Consider the following 14,750-nt stretch of genomic DNA (forward strand, 5'->3'; position numbering starts at 1 on the left):
AGGCTAGACCCTTCACGGCGCGCCCGACATTGGCCTACCCGGTCGTCATCCGGTCATCTCTGGGCGGACGTGCACCACGTCGCCGGCGGCGACCGTGTGCACCTCGCCCGAATGGTCCGTGACCTGCAGCCGGCCGTCGGTGTCGACGCCGGTGGCGACGCCGGTCAGCGCCGTCCCGCCGGGCAGTTCGACCCGGATCCGGCGGCCGATCGTGCCGCAGTGGAAGAGGTACGCCTCCCGGAGCCCCTCGTCGTCGCCGGCCTGCCACCGCGCGTACACGTCCTCGAAGGCGCGCAGCAGGGCGCGCAGCAGCGGGTCGCGGTCGGCGCTGGTGGCACCCGCGAGGGCCAGCGACGTCGCGTCGGGGCGGGGCAGCTCGTGCTCACGCAGCGTGGTGTTGAGCCCGATGCCCACCACCACGGCACCGTCGCCGACGCCCTCGGCGAGGATGCCGGCGGTCTTGCGGTCACCCTGCAGCAGCAGGTCGTTGGGCCACTTCAGGTATGCGTCGAGGCGGGCCACCCGGCGCACCGCCTCGGCGAGGGCCACCCCGGTGAGCAACGGCAGCCAGCCCCACCGGGCCACCGGCACCGCCGGGCGCAGCAGGATGCTCAGCGCCAGCCCGGCGCGCGGCGGCGACTGCCACTGCCGGCCCAGCCGGCCACGGCCCGCGGTCTGCCGCTCGGCGACGATCACCAGCCCCTCGGCGGCGCCGTCCCGGGCGGCGGCGGCCACATCGGCGTTGGTCGAGCCGGTCTCCTCGACCACCCGCAGGTCCGTCCAGAACCCTCCCGGGACGACCAGCGCACGCCGGAGCGCGTTCGTGTGCAGCGGTGGGCGCTCAAGGTCGCTGTAGCCGGTGTAAATGTTCACAGGTCGACCGTATCCCCGCGCGATTACGATGCCGGACGTGACCATTGAGCAGGTTGGTGTCGGCGCGGACATCCACACGACCGCCGGGAAGCTGGCCGACCTGGGCCGGCGCACCGACGAGGCGGTCCACGCGGGCTCGGCCCGGGCGGTGGAGAAACAGCACGCCAGGGGCAAGAAGACCGCCCGTGAGCGGATCGAGCTGCTGCTCGACCCGGGCTCGTTCGTGGAGCTCGACGAGCTGGCCCGGCACCGGTCGACCAACTTCGGCATGGAGCAGTCCCGGCCCTACGGCGACGGGGTGGTCACCGGCTACGGCACCGTCGACGGGCGCCAGATCTGCGTGTTCGCGCAGGACTTCACGATCTTCGGCGGCAGCCTCGGTGAGGTCTTCGGCGAGAAGATCGTGAAGGTCATGGACCTGGCGATGAAGATCGGCTGCCCGGTGGTGGGGATCAACGACTCCGGTGGCGCCCGCATCCAGGAGGGCGTCGTCTCGCTCGGCCTGTACGGGGAGATCTTCTTCCGCAACGTGCGGGCGTCCGGCGTGATCCCGCAGATCTCGCTGATCATGGGCCCGTGCGCGGGCGGCGCGGTGTACTCCCCCGCCGTCACCGACTTCACCGTGATGGTCGACCAGACCTCGCACATGTTCATCACCGGCCCCGACGTGATCAAGACGGTGACCGGCGAGGACGTCGAGTTCGAGGAGCTGGGCGGGGCGCGGACGCACAACACGAAGTCCGGCAACGCGCACTACCTGGCCTCCGACGAGGACGACGCGATCGAATACGTGCAGGCGCTGCTGTCCTACCTGCCGTCCAACAACATGGACGACGTGCCGGTCGTGCCGCTGCCGGCGTCCCTGGAGGTCTCCGAGGACGACCTGGCGCTGGACACGGTCATCCCGGACTCGGCGAACCAGCCGTACGACATGCACACCGTCATCGAGTCGGTGGTCGAGGACTTCCTCGAGGTGCAGCCGCTGTTCGCGCAGAACATCCTGATCGGCTTCGGCCGGGTCGAGGGCCACCCGGTCGGCGTCGTGGCCAACCAGCCGATGCACTTCGCCGGCTGCCTGGACATCGACGCGTCGGAGAAGGCGGCGCGGTTCGTGCGGACCTGCGACGCGTTCAACATCCCGATCATCACCTTCGTCGACGTGCCGGGCTTCCTGCCGGGCGCCAGCCAGGAGTGGGACGGCATCATCCGGCGCGGCGCGAAGCTCATCTACGCCTACGCCGAGGCCACCGTCCCCAAGGTCACCGTCATCACCCGCAAGGCGTACGGCGGCGCGTATGACGTCATGGGCTCCAAGCACCTCGGCGCCGACCTCAACTTCGCCTGGCCGACGGCGCAGATCGCGGTCATGGGCGCGCAGGGCGCGGTCAACATCCTGTACCGCCAGGAGCTGCGCGACGCGAAGGACCCGGCGGGGCTGCGCGCCGAGCTGATCGGGGCGTACGAGGACACCCTCGCCAACCCGTACGTGGCGGCGGAGCGCGGCTACATCGACCGAGTCATCCCGCCGTCGACCACGCGAGTGGAGATCGTGCGGGCGCTGCGGCTGCTGCGCACCAAGCGGGAGACCCTGCCCCCGAAGAAGCACGGCAACATCCCGCTCTGACTACCTACGCGGTGAAGCCGCGTCAGGCCGTGACCCGGAACGACGCCTGGATGATGTTGAACTTGTTCGTGGTGGCGAAGTCGTCCCACTGCCCGTCCGGGGTCTGCCAGTAGATGGCGTGGCCCCGGCCGGGGTTGACCCGGCAGCCGATGTTGGAGATGCGCAGGCGCCCGCTCGGTGCCGTGTAGCGCCACTGCCAGTCCGCGCAGGTCCAGCCGTCGCGGAAGGTGAACGGCTGGATGTGGACCTGCTCGTAGTCGGCGTAGAGCCCGTCCCTGAGCCGCGCCGCTTCCTGGTCTTTCCAGTCGGCGACCGGGTCCCCTTGCGGCGGCTTGAACGACGTGTCGATCGCCATCTCCCACCGCGAGTCGAGCGGGTCGGTGAAGGAGATCATCGACGGGTAGCTGGGTTTCTTGACCGAGCGCACCCAGCCGTTCGGCACGGCGACCGCCCAGCCGTACTTGTCGTCGGTCTCGTAGTGGAAGCCGGGCGGCAGGTCCATCACCGTCGCCCCGATGCTCCCGCGGACCTGCGGCGACACGCTCGGGGTCGGGCTGGCCGCGCCGGGCGTCGCCGGCCCGGCCGGCAGGTTGGTGGCCTGCGCCCCCGTCGGCTGGGTCTGCCGCTCGCCGTCGCCGCCGGAGTCGGTGAACACGATGACGCCGGCGACGAGCAGGACGGTCGCGCCGAGGATCGCCCCGATCCAGCGGCCCCGGTGCCGCCCGCGCGGGACGGTGTCGAAGGCGCCGCTGTCGTCGCTGGCCCCGATCACCTGGGGAGGGATCGCCGGCCGCGCGTTGCGTGAGTAGAGACCGGCGCCGACCGGCGGCGCCGCCTCGGGCACGGTCGCGCTGCCGCGCGCCTTGCCGGGGAACTCGATCTGCGCCGGGACGGGCGCGTCGGCGAAGGGCCCCTGGTTCCACTGGGCGGCCACCCCGGCGCCGGACGGCGCGGGACTCGCCTGCTCCAGGCCCGCCGGCGGCGAGCTGACCGGCGCGTCGGCCTGCGACGCCGAACTGCCGAGCGGCTGCGACGAGCCGCGCGAGGAGCCACCGGAGATGCTGCGCAGCCCGGTCGGGTGGCCCTCCCGCGACCGGCGCGGCCGCGGCAGCGTCCACGACCAGGCCCGGCCCTCACCGGACATGGCGCGCTGCAGCAGCCGCTCGGTCTCGGCCACTCCGGCGCGCGCCTTGGGGTCCTTGCGCAGCAACGCGTTCAGGACGGGCTTGAGCACGCCCGCGCGGGTCGCCGGGTCGGGGTCCTCGGTTGCCAGCGCGGTCAGCGTCGCATACGTGGTGGAGCGCGCATACGGTGAGCGGCCCTCGACGGCCGCGTAGAGCGTGGCGCCGAGCGACCACAGGTCGGACTCCGGGCCGGAGATGCCTTCCCGGGCCCGCTCCGGCGAGATGTACTGCGGGGATCCGAGGATCAGCCCGGGGCGGGTGACCGCGCCGTCGCCGCCCTCGAAGACGGCGAGGCCGAAGTCGGTGAGCACGACCCGGCCGGTGTCGGCGAGCAGCACGTTGCCGGGCTTGACGTCGCGGTGCAGCACCCCGGCGGCGTGCGCGGCCTTCAACGCGTTGAGCACGGCGAGGCCGATCTGTGCGGCCCGCTCCGGCGGCAGCGGCCCGTCGTCGGTGATCACCTGGTGCAGCGAGCGCGACGGGACGTATTCCATCACGATCCACGGTGCCTGCTCGGACTGCACGACGTCATAGATCCGCACCACGTTGGCGTCGTTGAGCCGGGCCGCGGCGCGGGCCTCACGCAGGGTGCGCAGCCGCAGCTCCTCGCGCTCCTCGGCGGTCAGCCCCTCGGGCGGGATGACCTCCTTGATCGCGACGTCCCGGCGCAGCATCTCGTCGCGGGCGAGCCACACGCGGCCCATGCCACCGGCACCGAGCGACTCGATCAGTCGGTAACGCTCGGCGATCAGGGATCTGGACTGCATCATCACTGCAAACGCTACCCAACGAGCACCGGTTCCAGACAGCCCGGATCCTGCTCAGATCACTCTATTCAGTCGGTGCGGGACCGCAGGACCATGACCAATAGGATGACGAGCCCGATACCGACCAGTCCGGCGCCGATCAGGGCCACCGGCAGGATGCGGAACGTGTCCAGCACCTTCTGCTGGGTCGGCGCCGCGTCGTCCGCGGTGAAGGTCACCGTCACGGTCACGGTGTACAGGTCGACGTCCTTGCCCGCGTCCTCGCCGATGGCGACGGTGCCCGGGATCGACAGCGGTGCGTTGCCCGGCGCGGGGTCGAGCGTCGCGCCGATGCTCACCGTGGCGCCGGCCGCCGTCGGGGTCGACGGGCGCTGCAGCGTGCACTTCGTCGGGTCGAGGAAGCCCAGCGGCACGGGCAGCGTGGCCTCGCTGTTGTCGTCCTCGGCGAGCACGACCCGGCCGGTCGAGCCGTCCAGGCACTCCAGGTCGAGCACGACGGGCCCGCCGCGGCCGCTGGTGCTGCCCGCGAAGCGGACCATGACCTGCAGCTGGTGCGCCTCAGTGAACAGGTAGGTCGCGGTGCACTTCGCGGCCGACTCGGCGGCGGTGAGCGGCACGACGTCGGCGCCGACGTTGGGCACGTCCTGCGACTCGCCCGGGTCGCAGGCGAACGAGCTGAGCCGCCAGCTGCCCTCGACGGTGGCGAGCGGTGGCAGCGGCGTCACCAGGTATTCGCCGAGCGGCAGCGCGCCGGGCATGCCCTGGGCGATCGCGGCCTCGCCGAAGGCGGTGGTGGTCGCCACGCCGGCCCAGCCGGGCGAGCCCTGGGTGCGCGGCGCGACCATGAACGACGCCGCGCCGACGCCGCCGACGGTCACGGACCGCAGCTGGATGGCGCCGCCCTTGCGGGTGACCCGCAGCGTGCAGTCGGTGGGGGTGCCGGCGGCCACCATGACCGTGACCGACAGCCCTTCGGGCTTGAGCTCCGTCCCGCCGCACCCGACCCCGGCGAGGGTCCACGCGGCGGCCTCGCCGGCGGGGGCGGTGAGCGTCACCGGATACGCGCCCGGCAGCAGCGTGGACAGGTCGGCGCCGGTCGCGACGGTGGCGGAGCCGTCACCGGTCGGCGCGGCCTGCAGCAGGCGCGGCGGGTCGGCGCCGCCGCCCGAGGCGACGGACACGTTGAACGCGCCGCCGGGCGCGTCGCCGAACAGCCGCAGGGTCAGCCCGGCCGGCGCGACCGGCGGGGTGTAGGTGAACACGCAGGTGACGATCTCACCGGCGGCGAGGGTCACGGTGGCGGTCCCGGTCGGCACGTCGGTCGCGGTGAGGCTCCGACCGGCGCCGCTCTTCGCGCAGCTCAGGTCGGTGAGCGTCCAGCCGGCCGGGGTCCGCGACACGACCGTGCCGGGCGATCCGCCGGAGCTGCGCACCAGGGTCGCGTCGGTGGTCGCGTCGGCGTGGATCTGCTTGTCGGCGGTGTAGCTGGCGGTGGCGTCGAAGGTGAAGCGCTGCGGGTGGCCGACCGGCGTGGCGGTGCGGGCCTTCACCACGAGCGTGCCCGGCGGCTGCGCGGACTTCACGTAGTAGGCGAAGCAGAACACGTGCCGCGTCCCGGCCGGGAAGCCGAGCCACTGCACGTTGCCGCCGGCGTGCCCGTCGGCGGCGCAGCGCAGCGCGCCGAACCCGTAGCCGGGCCGCGTGGCGGCGAGCAGCGGGTCGGCGGGCGTGCCGCCCTGCACCCAGAGCTGCCGGTGTGTGGACGCGCTCGCCTGCTCCGGCGACAGCTGCATGGTCACCGCGCCGGCGATGACCTTGTCGGTCTTGTGCCCGGCGGCGTCCAGCAGCGGCACCTGGGCGACGGTCTCGCCGGAGTCCACGGCGGGCGTGGTCACCGTCGACAGCGCGCCCTTCTTCTCCTGGCCGGGGCCGAGGGAGAAGTGCCAGCCGGGCAGCGGGGCGCAGCCGGTGCCGTTGGCCGCCTCGACGGCCGGGTCGACCGCCTGGCCGTCCTCGTAGGCGCTGCCGCGGCCCGGCGCGGACGCCGCCTCGATCCGGTCGTCGCGGACGCGGTTGGCCATGACGTCGGCGTAGGAGTCGCAGGACCGCGCCACGAACGTGATCTGGTAGCGCAGCGACGCGGAGATCGAGGCCGGCTGCTCGCCCTCACGGGCCCCGGCCGGCGCCGCGGGCAGCAGCGTAGCGAGGAGCACGCCGATGAAGAGCATCGATGCGGCCCGAAATGGGACGTTTGTCAATGCGCCCCCCAAACTCGCCATCGACTCCCGTTCCGCTTGAGTATGCGCCGCCGATGCGTGCGTATGCTCGCAGGACGGCAACGTTTCGCACACTTTCAGGGAGTCACGGTGGCCGAGGAACCGCTGTTCAAGGTCGTTCGCGGCACACCGACCGCCGAAGAGGTGGCGGCGATCGTCGGGGTGTTGCTCAGCCGGCCGGCCCCCGCCGCTCCGGCGCCGGGTCCGGTGTCCCGCTGGCGGCAGAGCGCCCGGCCGGGGTCTCGTCCCCGCTGGCGGTAGGGTCCGCGGCCGGCGGCCCGTCCTGCCCCGGCACCGGGTCGGCCGCCGCCGGGGGTCTTCTGCGGGGGATCGCGATCGGCGGCAGCGCCGGCAGGGTCGGCCAGCGCCGCGCCTCGCGCTCGTCGAGCAGGTGCTCGGCCTCCGCGAGCGTCGGCAGCTCCGCCACGAGCTGCTGCCCGCAGGACCGGCAGATGAGCGCGGCGCCCGGGACCCGGTCGAAGCAGAACGGGCACTGCCGCTGGTCGAGGGGCCGGCCGCGCTCCACGCCGATCCAGGTCATGAACTTGATGATCACGAACAGGGCGACCGCCAGCAGCATGAACTGCAGCAGGTCGTTGAGGAACACGCCGTACCTGATCGGGGTGCGGTGCAGCGTGACCTCCAGCTTCTGGAAGTCGGGCTCGCCGACGACGGACGCGACCGCCTGCAGGAACAGGTTGGTCACGAACGACTGGACGAGCGTGGCGAACGCCGAGCCGATGATGAAGCCCAGTGCCAGGTCCAGCACCGTGCCGCCGATCGCGATCGCCTTGAACTCCGCCCAGAGCTTCCGCATGGCCGCGATGGTACTAACGTCCGTCGCGTGAAGACCTTCATCCTCGCCTCGGCCAGTCCCGCCCGCCGCAAGCTGCTGCAGTCCGTGGGCATCCACCCGCGGGTCATCGTCAGCGGCGTCGACGAGGCCGCGGTCGAGGCCTCCGGGGGCACCGCCCTGGCCGGCACCCTCGCCGAGCTCAAGGCCCAGGCGGTCGCCGAGTCGCTGGACCCGTCCCTCAAAGGCGCACTCGTGCTCGGCTGCGACTCGATGCTGGCCTTCGACGGCGAGGCGCTCGGCAAGCCCGTCGACGCCGCCGACGCGGTGGCCCGCTGGAAGGCGATGCGGGGGCGCACCGGGGTCCTGCAGACCGGGCACTGCCTGATCGACACGGCGAGCGGGAACACCACCGCGAAGACCGTCGAGACGGTCGTGCACTTCGCCGAGCCCAGCGACGAGGAGGTGGACGCCTACGTGGCAACCGGCGAGCCGCTGCACGTGGCGGGCGCGTTCACCATCGACGGGCTCGGCGGCGTGTTCATCGAGCGGATCGAGGGCGACCACGGCAACGTCGTCGGGCTGTCGCTGCCGACGCTGCGGGTGCTGATGGCGATCCTCGGAGTTCGGTTGACCGACTACTGGTCGGGCAGGATCGAACCATGACGAGACAGACACTTCCCCTCACCGACGCGCTGCACGCCTACGTCGTGGCCAACGGCAGCGAGCCCGACGACCTGGTGCGGGACCTGATCGCGGAGACCGCGGCGGCGCTGCCCGACGACGCCGGCATGCAGGTCGCGCCGGAGCAGGCGGCGTTCCTGACGTTCCTGACCCGGGTCACCGGCGCGCGGCGGGCCCTCGAGATCGGCACGTTCACCGGGCTGTCGTCGATCGCCATCGCCCGCGGGCTCGCCGACGGCGGGCGGCTGACCTGCCTGGACGTGTCGGAGGAGTTCACGTCGATGGCCCGGCGGTATTGGCGGCGCGCCGGCCTCGACGACCGCGTCGAGCTGCGGATCGGCCCGGCCGCGCAGACCGTCGCCGCGCTGCCCGCCGAGCCGCACCTGGACCTGGTCTTCATCGACGCGGACAAGACCGGCTACCTCGGCTACTGGGAGGCGGTCGTGCCCCGGATGCGGCCCGGCGGCCTGATCCTGGTCGACAACGTGCTGCGGCACGGCCACATCATCGACCCGGACCCGGCCGACGTGGGCACCGTCGCGATGGTCGAGTTCAACCGGCACGTGCTGGCCGACGACCGGGTGGAGTCGATGATCCTGCCGATCGCCGACGGGCTCACACTGGCTCGACGGCTCTGACCGGCACCGGTGGCAGGGTGGCGCGTTCCAACCGTGCCACCACCACCGCGCTGAGCAGCAGGAACGCGGGCACGAGCAGGAACGCGGTGTGCGTGCCGACCGCGTCGGCGATCGACCCCAGCGCGAACGGGGCGACCGCGAAGGAGATCCCGACGGCGAAGGATGCCCGCGCCGCGGCGAGGTCCGGCTGGCCGTCGGAGTGCGCGAGGGCGAGCCCGATCCCGAGCGGGTAGTGCAGGCCGACGCCGAGGCCGCAGACGAACAGCCCGGACACCGCCAGCCATGGCACCGTCGCCGACCAGAACAGCGCGAAGCCGGCCGCCGACACGCCGAGGGCCGCCAGGAGCATGCGGGTCGGGCGGTACCGCAGCAGCAGCCGGCCGCCGACCAGCCGCCCGATCAGCATCCCGGCGATCATCGTCGACACCGCCGCGGTGGCCACCCCGGTCGACACGCCGGCGTGGTTGCGCAGCACGTCGCTGCCCCACAGGGTCAGGCAGACCTCGACCGAGCCCGTCGCGAACAGGCTCGTCGCGGCCAGCCAGTAGGTGGCAGGAAGCTTGCGGACGCGCGGGCCGCCGGTGGTGTCGCGCTGGAGGGGTTCGGGTGTTCGTACCCCCGCGAACACCGCCACCACAACGGTGGGGATGACCACGAGGACCAGGCCGACCCGCCACCCGAGTCCGATGCCGTAGGCCAGGCCGACGACGAGCGGGGCGACCAGGCCGACCGCGGCCGCCGCGGCGTTGGCCTCGCTGATCGCGGCCGGGCCGGCGGTGCCGTGGTGCTCAGTGAGGGCCGCGACGACGCCGTTGACCAGCAGCGACCCGCCGAAGCTCGCGAGCGTCGCGAAGGTGAGGGTCAGCGCCAGGTGGTGCGCGGCGAACATGCCCACGGCGGCGGCGCTGACCAGCGTCAAGCCGCCCCAGATGAGACGGTTGCGGCCGTACTTTCGGGTCAGGGCCGGGATGACCGCGCCGCCGATGATGCCGCCGACCGCGAAGCCGGTGCCGTGCAGGCTGGCGAGGGTGCGGCTGATGTGCAGCTCGTCGCGCAGCAGCGGGGCCACCGGCCCGAACCCGTAGAGGAAGTAGCACCACAGGGACAGCTGCACATAGATGACCCAGGTGAGGCGGTCACGGACGAGTCGCGGCACCACCTGACGGTGTCACGGCCCCTCCCAAGGTTGGAAGGGGCCGAGACGGTGACGGTCGTTACCGGTATAGCTACCGCACACCCCTGGCGAAGGCCCGGGATGCCCACACGACGGTGATCAGCGTCAGGCCACCGATGACGATGGCGGCCTGCCAGACCGAGTCGGCGCCCGCGTCGCCGGCGAACAGTGCCCGGACGCCGTCGGTGGCCCACGAGAACGGGTTCCAGTCGGCGACGCGCTTGAGCCAGGTCGGGGCGAACGTGAGCGGCAGCAGGATGCCCGCGGTCAGCAGCAGCGGCTGCGAGATCGTGTTGAGCAGCGGCGCGAGGGCGTCCTCGCTGCGCAGCTTCAACGAGATCGCGTAGGAGAACGCCGACAGCATCAGCGAGATGACCGCCATCAGCGCGAAGGCGGCGAGCACGTCGAGCACGTTGACGCTCAGGCCGAACCCGACCGCGATGATGACGATGAGCGCCGCCTGGAACAGCAGCGACACGACGTCGCGCAGCGAGCGGCCGATCAACAGGGCCAGGCGGCTGACCGGGGTGACCCGGCTGCGCTCGATGACGCCGGCGCGCAGCTCGGCGATCAAGCCGAAGCCGGTGAACAGCGAGCCGAACATCGCCAGCAGCACCAGCAGGCCGGGAACGAACAGCTTGTACGCCTCGGCGTTGGTCTGCACGCCGAGGGCCGGCTTGAGCAGCGGGGCGAACAGCAACAGGTAGAACAGCGGCTGGACGACCCCGACGATCAGCCACACCGGCTGGCGGAGCATGAGCTGCATCTGGCGGCTGAAGACGAGCCAGGTGTCGCGGAGGAATTTCATCGCTACTCAGCTTTCCCGAAGTGAACGGCCGGTCTTGGTGAGGAAGACGTCGTCGAGGCTGGGGCGGTGCAGCTCCATCTGCTTCAGCTCGACGCCCGCGGTGTCCAGGACGCGCAGGATGTGCGGGATCGCGACGGCGCCCTCGTCGACATACAGCCGCAGCGAGTGGTCGTCGTTCTCCTCGATCTTGCGCACGTAGTCCTGGCTCTTGAGCAGGTCGGTGGCGACCTTCGCAGCGCCGTTGACGCCGACGGTGACCACGTCGCCGGCGACCTCGCGCTTGAGGTCGTCGACCGTGCCCTCGGTGACGATCTCACCGTGGTCCATGATCGCGATCCGGTCGCAGAGGGCGTCGGCCTCGTCGAGGTAGTGCGTGGTGATGAAGACCGTCATGCCCTCGTCGCGCAGGCGGCGCACCTCGACCCACATGTGGGCGCGGCTCTGCGGGTCGAGCCCGGTGGTCGGCTCGTCGAGGAACACCACCTTCGGCCCGTGGATGATGCCGAGCGCGATGTCGACCCGCCGGCGCTGGCCGCCGGAGTAGGTCTTCGTCTTGCGGTCCGCGTATTCGGTGAGCTGGAAGGCCTCCAGGGCCTTCGTCGCCCGCTGCTGCGCCTCGGCCTTGTGGATGCCGTAGAAGCGGGCCTGCAGCACCAGCTCCTCGCGGGCGGTGCTCTCGTCCCAGGTGCTGCCGCCCTGGGCGACGTAGCCGATCCGGCGGCGCACCTCGCCGGGGTCCTTCAGCAGGTCGGCGCCGGCGATGACCGCCTCGCCGCCGTCGGGCGTGATGAGTGTGGCCAGCATCCGCAGCGTCGTGGTCTTGCCGGCGCCGTTGGGGCCGAGGAAGCCGTAGATCTCCCCCTCCTTGACGGAGAGGTCGACCCCCCGCACCGCTTCGACGACCTTGGTCTCGCGGCCGGCCCTTGAGCGGTACGACTTCCGCAGACCCTTCGTCTCGATCATGACGGTCTCCCCTGTCGTCTCGTGTCTCGCAGGGGGAACCTAACGCGATATAGTGCTTGTGGTCAAGCTCGTTATATATCGCGTTTTAGTCTTCGTCGTCGACGGGCTCGCCGAACTGCTCCCGGATGCCCTTGCGCCACGCCTCGGCGCCGTATTCCGGGGAGTCCTCGGAGAAGTGCATCCCCTCGCCGGCCTCGACCCGGGCGGCGACGTCGTGGCACCAGCGGGCCTCGGCCTCGGCGCGCACCATGGTCAGCTCGAACTGCCAGCCCACGTGCGGCGGCTTCCCGGCGGCCCACTCCTCGCCGCTATCGCGATAGGTCGCCACCCAGCTCTCCAGGAGCCTCGCCCGGGCCCGCAGCGCACCGACCGCCTCGGCCCGCGGCAGCGACGGCAGGAACGCGAAGGCGGCCAGGAACGGGTCGACCGGCTCCGCGTACTCCCACCAGTACCGCCGCAGCATCGACTGGTATTCGACCTCGCCGGCCTTCGTCAGCTGGTATCGGGTGCGGGCCGGGCGGCCGTCCACCTGCTCGGTGTCGACCGCCTCGAGCAGGCCCTCCTCGGTCATCCGGCGCAGCGCGTGATAGATCGACCCCGGCTGCACGTTGGCCCAGCTCTCCACATTCCAGCTGGTCAACTCCTTGCGGATGTCGTAGCCGTGGACGGGCTGCAGATAGGAGATCAGCCCCATGATCATCAGACGCGTAGTAGACACGACACTATCGTAATGGGTTTTTTTGACTACGGCACTCAGTGACATTGTTGGCAACGGTGGCGGCACATCAGGTCGCCTAGACTGCGCTGGAGGGTTACCCGAGGGAGCGTTCAGCGTGCGCAAGGTTCTCATCGCCAATCGGGGCGAGATCGCCGTCCGCGTCATCCGCGCCTGCCGCGACGCCGGCCTGGCCAGTGTCGCGATCTACGCCGACTCGGACCGCGACGCGCTGCACACCCGACTCGCCGACGAGGCCTACGCGCTCGGCGGCGACACCGCCGCGGCGTCCTACCTGCGCATCGACAAGGTCGTCGAGGTCGCCGTCGCGGCCGGCGCCGACGCGGTGCACCCCGGCTACGGATTCCTGTCCGAGAACGCCGACTTCGCCCAGGCGGTCATGGACGCCGGCCTGACCTGGATCGGGCCCACCCCGCAGGCGATCCGCGACCTCGGCGACAAGGTGACCGCCCGGCACATCGCCCAGCGGGCCGGCGCGCCCCTCGTCCCCGGCACCGCGGAGCCCGCCCGGGACGCCGACGAGATCGTCGCGTTCGCGCGGGAGCACGGCCTGCCCGTCGCCATCAAGGCCGCCTTCGGCGGTGGCGGCCGCGGCCTGAAGGTCGCCCGCACCATCGAGGAGATCCCGGGCCTGTTCGAGTCCGCGACCCGCGAGGCCGTCGCCGCGTTCGGGCGGGGCGAGTGCTTCGTCGAGCGGTATCTCGACCGGCCCCGGCACGTCGAGGCCCAGGTCCTCGCCGACCAGCACGGCAACGTGATCGTCGTGGGCACCCGCGACTGCTCCCTGCAGCGGCGCCACCAGAAGCTGGTCGAGGAGGCGCCCGCGCCGTTCCTCACCGACGCCCAGCGCGCCCAGATCCACGAGTCGGCGAAGGCCATCTGCCGCGAGGCGGGCTACCACGGCGCCGGCACGGTGGAATACCTGGTCGGCAACGACGGCACCATCTCCTTCCTCGAGGTCAACACCCGCCTGCAGGTCGAGCACCCGGTCAGCGAGGAGACCGCCGGCATCGACCTGGTCCGCGAGCAGTTCCGCGTCGCCGACGGCGAGAAGCTCCGCTTCGACGCCGACCCCGCGCCGCGTGGGCACTCCATCGAGTTCCGCATCAACGGCGAGGACCCGGGCCGCGGCTTCCTGCCCGCCCCCGGCACCGTCACCGTGCTGCGGCTGCCGACCGGCCCCGGCGTCCGCGTCGACACCGGCATCGAGTCCGGCAGCGTCATCGGCGGCAACTTCGACTCGCTGCTGGCCAAGGTCATCATCACCGGCGAGACCCGCGAGCAGGCCATCGACCGGGCCCGCCGGGCCCTCGACGAGATGGTCGTCGACGGCATGGCCACCGCGCTGCCCTTCCACCGCGCCGTCCTGCGCGACGAGGCCTTCACCGCGGCACCGTTCCGGGTGCACACCCGCTGGATCGAGACCGAGTGGGTCAACACCGTCCCGCCGTTCACCGCGCCCGCCGGGGACCTGCCCGCCGCCGAGGAACGCTCGACGGTCGTCGTCGAGGTCGGCGGCAAGCGCCTGGAGGTCTCGCTGCCGGCCGGCTTCGGTGCCGGTGCCGCTCCCGCCAATGCCGGCGCCGCTGCCGGGCCGCGCCGCCGAACGGCGGCGAAGAAGCAGTCCGGGCCGGCCGGCGGCGACGCCCTCACCAGCCCCATGCAGGGCACCATCATCAAGATCGCGGTCGCGGAGGGGGACACCGTTGCCGAGGGCGACCTGATCGTCGTGCTGGAGGCGATGAAGATGGAGCAGCCGCTCAACGCACACAAGTCCGGCGTCGTCACCGACCTGTCGGCCACCGTCGGCGAGGTCGTCTCCGCCGGCGCGGTCATCGCGACCCTGAAGTAGACCTCTCCGCCGCGTGGGCGCCCGAGCTGACGTGCAGCGGGACGGCGACCACGGCCGTGCCGTAGGCGCACATCTCCGCCCAGGTGTTGGTGAAGTCGCGGTGGTGGAAGCGCATCCCGACCACGGCGTTCGCGCCGCGCTGCTCCGCCACGTGCACCATCTGCCCCACCGCCTTGGCCCTGGTCTGCACCAGGAACTGCGACATGTCCATTCCCGGCCCACCCTCGGTGGACCGCAGCCCCGCCGCGAACGGGTTCCGCGACGTCGGGCACACGCCCAGCACCTCGCCGAGCACGGTGGTGATCTCGTACCCCGGTAAGCCTTCAGTGGTTACAACCAGCACAAATGAATCGTATGCACATATGTACGGTTTAGGGT

The 14,750-nt window shown here is 71.8% G+C and carries 14 protein-coding genes; 5 read left to right on the forward strand and 9 right to left on the reverse strand.

The genetic code is table 11. The features are described from left to right. Positions 1-45: 45 nt before the first annotated feature. Positions 46-867 carry a biotin--[acetyl-CoA-carboxylase] ligase gene (locus AB0K00_RS13075; RefSeq protein WP_363519694.1) on the reverse strand — a complete coding sequence of 274 codons (822 nt, stop codon included), beginning with the start codon at positions 865-867 and terminating at the stop codon, positions 46-48. Positions 868-916: 49 nt separating this feature from the next. Here AB0K00_RS13075 and AB0K00_RS13080 point away from each other — a divergent pair, with 49 nt between their 5' ends. Further along, a complete protein-coding gene (locus tag AB0K00_RS13080; protein ID WP_363519696.1) occupies positions 917-2,497 on the forward strand; it encodes an acyl-CoA carboxylase subunit beta in 1,581 nt (526 codons plus the stop codon). A 22-nt stretch (positions 2,498-2,519) separates the two neighbouring features. Here the strand turns inward: AB0K00_RS13080 and AB0K00_RS13085 are convergent, their stop codons facing one another. Together AB0K00_RS13085 and AB0K00_RS13090 are read right to left on the reverse strand one after the other, a co-directional pair. Then, complete coding sequence (locus AB0K00_RS13085; protein WP_363519567.1) at positions 2,520-4,451, reverse strand: protein kinase; 1,932 nt, start codon at positions 4,449-4,451, stop codon at positions 2,520-2,522. A 65-nt stretch (positions 4,452-4,516) separates the two neighbouring features. Continuing rightward, positions 4,517-6,676: a hypothetical protein gene (locus AB0K00_RS13090; RefSeq protein WP_363519569.1), complete on the reverse strand. Its 2,160-nt coding sequence runs from the start codon at positions 6,674-6,676 to the stop codon at positions 4,517-4,519. A gap of 93 nt (positions 6,677-6,769) precedes the next feature. On the opposite strand from AB0K00_RS13090, the gene AB0K00_RS13095 reads away from it, so the two are divergent. Then, positions 6,770-6,985: an acyl-CoA carboxylase subunit epsilon gene (locus AB0K00_RS13095; RefSeq protein WP_363519698.1), complete on the forward strand. Its 216-nt coding sequence runs from the start codon at positions 6,770-6,772 to the stop codon at positions 6,983-6,985. Here AB0K00_RS13095 and mscL read toward each other — a convergent pair. Further along, entirely contained in the window at positions 6,894-7,541 is a 648-nt protein-coding gene (gene mscL, locus AB0K00_RS13100; protein WP_363519572.1) for a large conductance mechanosensitive channel protein MscL, read from the reverse strand. The genes AB0K00_RS13095 and mscL overlap by 92 nt on opposite strands. Before the next feature lie 27 nt (positions 7,542-7,568). Between mscL and AB0K00_RS13105 the strand changes: the two genes are divergently transcribed. Both AB0K00_RS13105 and AB0K00_RS13110 read left to right on the forward strand, forming a co-directional pair. Next, positions 7,569-8,183, forward strand: a complete 615-nt coding sequence (locus AB0K00_RS13105) for a Maf family protein (RefSeq protein WP_363519574.1) — start codon at positions 7,569-7,571, stop codon at positions 8,181-8,183. After that, complete coding sequence (locus AB0K00_RS13110; protein WP_363519577.1) at positions 8,180-8,839, forward strand: O-methyltransferase; 660 nt, start codon at positions 8,180-8,182, stop codon at positions 8,837-8,839. Before AB0K00_RS13105 ends, AB0K00_RS13110 begins: the two co-directional genes overlap by 4 nt. Here the strand turns inward: AB0K00_RS13110 and AB0K00_RS13115 are convergent. The 4 genes from AB0K00_RS13115 to AB0K00_RS13130 all read right to left on the reverse strand — a co-directional run bounded on the left by AB0K00_RS13115 (position 8,817) and on the right by AB0K00_RS13130 (position 12,502). Beyond that, positions 8,817-9,995, reverse strand: a complete 1,179-nt coding sequence (locus AB0K00_RS13115) for an MFS transporter (RefSeq protein WP_363519580.1) — start codon at positions 9,993-9,995, stop codon at positions 8,817-8,819. The genes AB0K00_RS13110 and AB0K00_RS13115 overlap by 23 nt on opposite strands. A 70-nt stretch (positions 9,996-10,065) precedes the next feature. Next, entirely contained in the window at positions 10,066-10,821 is a 756-nt protein-coding gene (locus tag AB0K00_RS13120) for an ABC transporter permease (RefSeq protein WP_363519583.1), read from the reverse strand. Positions 10,822-10,827: 6 nt separating this feature from the next. After that, complete coding sequence (locus AB0K00_RS13125; RefSeq protein WP_363519586.1) at positions 10,828-11,784, reverse strand: ATP-binding cassette domain-containing protein; 957 nt, start codon at positions 11,782-11,784, stop codon at positions 10,828-10,830. Between the two features lie 85 nt (positions 11,785-11,869). After that, entirely contained in the window at positions 11,870-12,502 is a 633-nt protein-coding gene (locus tag AB0K00_RS13130) for a PadR family transcriptional regulator (RefSeq protein ID WP_363519589.1), read from the reverse strand. Between the two features lie 115 nt (positions 12,503-12,617). Between AB0K00_RS13130 and AB0K00_RS13135 the strand changes: the two genes are divergently transcribed. After that, positions 12,618-14,372, forward strand: coding sequence for a biotin carboxylase N-terminal domain-containing protein (locus AB0K00_RS13135; protein WP_363519591.1), 1,755 nt, complete (start codon positions 12,618-12,620; stop codon positions 14,370-14,372). On the opposite strand, the gene AB0K00_RS13140 is transcribed toward AB0K00_RS13135, so the two are convergent. After that, positions 14,353-14,715, reverse strand: coding sequence for a heavy metal-binding domain-containing protein (locus AB0K00_RS13140; RefSeq protein WP_363519594.1), 363 nt, complete (start codon positions 14,713-14,715; stop codon positions 14,353-14,355). The two genes, AB0K00_RS13135 and AB0K00_RS13140, sit on opposite strands and share 20 nt — an antisense overlap. Positions 14,716-14,750 lie beyond the last annotated feature (35 nt).

The organism is Dactylosporangium sp. NPDC049525 (genome assembly GCF_040676755.1).
GTDB lineage: Bacteria > Actinomycetota > Actinomycetes > Mycobacteriales > Micromonosporaceae > Dactylosporangium.

Coding starts and splice junctions, on each gene's coding strand:
- AB0K00_RS13095 (WP_363519698.1), top strand. CDS start 6,770: ATGCTCGCAGGACGGCAACGTTTCGCACACTTTCAGGGAGTCACGGTG.
- AB0K00_RS13125 (WP_363519586.1), bottom strand. CDS start 11,784: ATGATCGAGACGAAGGGTCTGCGGAAGTCGTACCGCTCAAGGGCCGGC.
- mscL (WP_363519572.1), bottom strand. CDS start 7,541: ATGCGGAAGCTCTGGGCGGAGTTCAAGGCGATCGCGATCGGCGGCACG.
- AB0K00_RS13085 (WP_363519567.1), bottom strand. CDS start 4,451: ATGATGCAGTCCAGATCCCTGATCGCCGAGCGTTACCGACTGATCGAG.
- AB0K00_RS13110 (WP_363519577.1), top strand. CDS start 8,180: ATGACGAGACAGACACTTCCCCTCACCGACGCGCTGCACGCCTACGTC.
- AB0K00_RS13120 (WP_363519583.1), bottom strand. CDS start 10,821: ATGAAATTCCTCCGCGACACCTGGCTCGTCTTCAGCCGCCAGATGCAG.
- AB0K00_RS13090 (WP_363519569.1), bottom strand. CDS start 6,676: ATGCTCTTCATCGGCGTGCTCCTCGCTACGCTGCTGCCCGCGGCGCCG.